Origin of the sequence: Mycobacterium sp. (assembly GCF_050701675.1) — a bacterium.
Taxonomy (GTDB): Bacteria; Actinomycetota; Actinomycetes; order Mycobacteriales; family Mycobacteriaceae; genus Mycobacterium.
Map to the genome: position 1 here is coordinate 1 of NZ_JBOGDD010000546.1, position 3285 is coordinate 3285.

Below are 3285 nucleotides of genomic sequence, written 5' to 3' on the forward strand. Positions count from 1 at the left end.
GATTACGACCGTGTCCGCGATGCGATCGCCGCGGTCGTTCCCGGCTGTGCGGACTACAACCGGAGGGTCCGCCAGCCCGACGGCTTTCAGCTCCCCCACCCGCCGCGTGATTCTCGCGAGTTCCCCACCACCACGGGCAAGGCCAACTTCGCGGTCAACCCGCTGGAGTGGATCCCCGTCCCCGACGGGCGCCTGGTGTTGCAGACCCTGCGCAGCCACGACCAGTACAACACCACGATCTACGGGCTCGACGACCGCTACCGAGGGGTGAAGGGTGGCCGTCGGGTGATCTTCGTCAACCCCGCTGACATCGCTTCGCTCGGCTTCACCGAAGGCGCCCGCGTCGACCTCGTCTCCGAGTTCGCCGACGCAGCAGGCGAAGTCGAGGAGCGCCGCGCCGAGGACTTCATGATCGTCCCGTACTCGACACCGGTGGGCAACGCGGCGGCCTACTACCCCGAGACCAACTCGCTGGTCGCCCTCGACCACGTCGCGGCCAGATCGAATACGCCGGTCTCCAAGGCAGTGCAGATCCGGCTGGAAGCCCGTCCCGGGGGTCGAGCGCAGCGAGGGGGGAATGATGGGTAGGGTCACGGCACGCCGGCGGGCAAGCCACCTCACCGCCGACTCGGCGACCTCGAGGGCCGAAACCCTGGCCGTCGAAGAGCCGATGGAGATTCGCATCAACGGCGCGGCGATCACCGTCACGATGCGCACGCCCGGCTCCGATGTCGAACTGGCCCAAGGATTTCTGCTCACCGAGGGTGTGATCGGCCGACGCGACGACATCGCAAGGGTCCAGTACTGCCGCGGCGCCACCGACGACGGCGCCAACTCCTACAACGTCCTCGACGTGACGTTGGCCCCGAACGTTGCCATGCCCGAAGTCGACGTGACCCGCAACTTCTACACGACGTCGTCCTGCGGTATTTGCGGCAAGGGCTCCATCGACGCCATCCAGTTGATCACCCGCCACTCCCCCGGCGACGATCCCACCGTGGTCGCCTCGGAGACGTTGTCCGCCATGCCAGATCAGCTCCGCAGAGCGCAGCGGATCTTCGCCACCACCGGTGGTCTACACGGCGCTGCACTGTTCGCCGCGGACGGCACGATGCTCGTCGTCCGCGAGGACATCGGGCGGCACAACGCCGTCGACAAGGTCATCGGCTGGGCGCTGGAGAACGACCGAATCCCGTTGACGGGTACCGTTCTGCTGGTCAGCGGGCGCGCGTCGTTCGAACTCACCCAGAAGGCGGTCATGGCCGGCATCCCCGTGCTCGCGGCGGTCTCCGCACCGTCCTCGCTGGCCGTCGACCTGGCAAGCCAGGCTGGCCTGACCCTGGTGGCGTTCCTCCGCGGCGATTCGATGAACGTCTACACCCGTCCGGACCGCGTCAAGCACTGACTCGATGGCGGAGCTTGGCACCCTCGCGGCCAGCCTCGTCAGTTCTCCTGGTAGCCGAGAGCAGCTGAGATGCGGCCTGCAGCGCGTGAGACGACGGGCACCAGGCCGCGCATCCGGGCAGAAGGCATGTACGGCCTGGTTGCGGACACGCTAATGGCGCCGACGATCTTTCCCGACACGTCGCGGACTGGCGCTGCGACGCATCGGATGTCCGGCTCGTTGTCCTCCAAGTCCAGCGCCGCGCCACGCCGGGCGTAACTGCGCATCCGCGTGCAGAAGTCCTCGACGTCGATGTCCTTGGCGATCGGCGAGAGTTGCGGGTGCGCCAAGTCGGCCTCGAACGCGTCGCGCCACCGGTCCGCGGAGTCCAGCAACAGCGCCTTCCCGACGCCAGCCCGCGTCAACGGCATTCGATAGCCGATGCGAGAGCGCATTTCGGCGCCTCGTGAGCCTGGCAGTTTGTCGAGATACAGCACCGAGCCCCCGTCTTCGACTGCGAGGTGCACGGTGTCGCTCACCTGCGCCGAGAGTTCCTCTAGTACCGGCCGCGCAACCACGGGGAGCGGATTGCCATGCAGCGCCTTGAATCCCAGATCGATCAGGGCAGGGCCGAGCGAATACCCCTTGGTCCCGAGCCGCAGGAAGCCTTGCTGAAGCAGCAGTTGAATCAACCGGTGTGCCGTGCTGCGCCCCAAGTCCGTCCGCTCGGCCACGGATCGCAAATCGACGGCGCCGTCGGCAACGGCCTGAACCACCGATAGCCCGCGAGCCAGCGTCTGCGTACCCGCGGGGATCTCGGCCGTCAATCCGTACATGCCGTCGAGCATTCCACATATGGGGACGATGGTTGCAAATTTGGGACGCACTTCCGACAGTGGGCTCGTGACCCACGCCACCACAATCCCTCGGGCCCCGGTGCTCATCGCCGTCGACTGGGGCACGACCTCCCTGCGGGCATGGCTCATGGGAGATGGTGGCCGGATCCTCGCGACGCGCCGCCACGCCAAGGGATCACTCAGCATCGCCGAACTCGCCGCCGCCGAACGCACCGCCGAGCACGAGCGGATCTACCTGGACGTCTGCGGTGACTGGATACACGAGCACCCCCAGCTCTCCGCCATCGCATGCGGGATGGTCGGCAGTTCGGAGGGCTGGACCGACGCCGGCTACCTGTCCGTCCCAACCGATCTCACCGTCAACCGAGCGGATCTCACGGAGGTGAACCATCGGCTCGGAAGCGTGCACCTGGTCCCGGGCCTGCGGATCGCCTCCCACGGTGACGCGCCCGGCGACGTGCTTCGCGGCGAGGAGACCCAGCTGATCGGCGTTCTCGATCTGGTCGAGCACACCGACGTGGCACACACGATCGTGCTGCCTGGCACCCACACCAAATGGGTCCAGGTGAACGAGGGAGAGGTCATCTCCTTCACCACCGTGATGACCGGCGAAATCTTCGGCCTGCTCATCGGGCACGGTCTGCTCGCCAGGACCGCGCGACCCGGTCGACGCGACGACACCGCATTCGCCCGTGGCCTTCGTACCGCAACGGACAGAGGATTGCCCACCGAACTGTTCGGCGGCCGCGCGCTGGTCCTCGACGGTCTGCTCGATGCGGATTCGCTTCCCGACTACGTGTCGGGTGTCCTCATCGCCGACGAAGTTCGACATCGATTGCCAGAGTGCGTGAACCCCCGACGAATCACGTTGTGTGGTGCGCCAGATCTCTGCAGGCGTTACGCCACGGCACTGACCGAATGCGGTGCTGAACCCCTGATCGTCACGGAAGAGGCGACGGTCCGGGGGCTGTGGGTAATTGCCCAGCGAGCCGGCCTGGTCGACCCGAACCGCAGCAACCGACAGGAGGCGGCCAGCCTATGAAC

The 3285-nt window shown here is 66.8% G+C and carries 4 protein-coding genes; 3 read left to right on the plus strand and 1 reads right to left on the minus strand.

The features are described from left to right. On the plus strand, nucleotides 1-588 hold a 588-nt coding region (locus ACRDUX_RS16510), incomplete at its 5' end, for a molybdopterin dinucleotide binding domain-containing protein (protein WP_526415094.1). Further along, complete coding sequence (gene fdhD / locus ACRDUX_RS16515) at nucleotides 581-1405, plus strand: formate dehydrogenase accessory sulfurtransferase FdhD (RefSeq protein WP_526415097.1); 825 nt, start codon at nucleotides 581-583, stop codon at nucleotides 1403-1405. The genes ACRDUX_RS16510 and fdhD, both read left to right, overlap by 8 nt. Before the next feature lie 38 nt (nucleotides 1406-1443). On the opposite strand, the gene ACRDUX_RS16520 is transcribed toward fdhD, so the two are convergent. Beyond that, the gene (locus ACRDUX_RS16520; protein WP_526415095.1) at nucleotides 1444-2232 is read right to left on the minus strand and encodes an IclR family transcriptional regulator; all 789 of its coding nucleotides are present in this window, start codon (nucleotides 2230-2232) and stop codon (nucleotides 1444-1446) included. Nucleotides 2233-2287: 55 nt separating this feature from the next. On the opposite strand from ACRDUX_RS16520, the gene ACRDUX_RS16525 reads away from it, so the two are divergent. Next, entirely contained in the window at nucleotides 2288-3283 is a 996-nt protein-coding gene (locus ACRDUX_RS16525; RefSeq protein WP_526415096.1) for a 2-dehydro-3-deoxygalactonokinase, read from the plus strand. Nucleotides 3284-3285: the final 2 nt, after the last annotated feature.

Bases quoted from the DNA above. Each gene is read 5' to 3' on its own strand.
- ACRDUX_RS16520 (WP_526415095.1), bottom strand. From the start codon at position 2,232: ATGCTCGACGGCATGTACGGATTGACGGCCGAGATCCCCGCGGGTACG.
- fdhD (WP_526415097.1), top strand. From the start codon at position 581: ATGGGTAGGGTCACGGCACGCCGGCGGGCAAGCCACCTCACCGCCGAC.